Source organism: Methylobacterium sp. AC315 (assembly GCF_979253755.1).
In genome coordinates this window covers 1-231 of the sequence record NZ_CEEDEA010000165.1, presented here as the reverse complement: position 1 = coordinate 231, position 231 = coordinate 1, and the positions used below count along the sequence as shown (strand labels likewise).

Annotated in this window: 1 pseudogene; it reads left to right on the top strand. The window is 76.2% G+C overall.

Features of this window, described 5'->3' with window-relative positions:
- Positions 1-33 precede the first annotated feature (33 nt).
- Positions 34-231, top strand: a pseudogene (locus AC0IY0_RS29130) (sensor histidine kinase); the annotation flags it as partial.

Below are 231 nucleotides of genomic sequence, written 5' to 3'. Positions count from 1 at the left end.
GGCTTGGCCGATTCCGGCCGCCGGACACCCCAGGTGCCGCGGCTGCGTCTCGCGCTGGCCCTGGGCTTCGGGACGCTCGGGTTCCTCGCCGCCCTGGCGCTGGCCCTCCTGGTGAGCCGCGAGGCGACGCGCCGGCTGGAGGCCGAGGTCGGCGGCCAGCTCGCCGAGATCGCCGGACCGATGGCGCGCAGCCTCGATCTCGGCCTGTTCGAGCGCTGGCGCGACATCCAG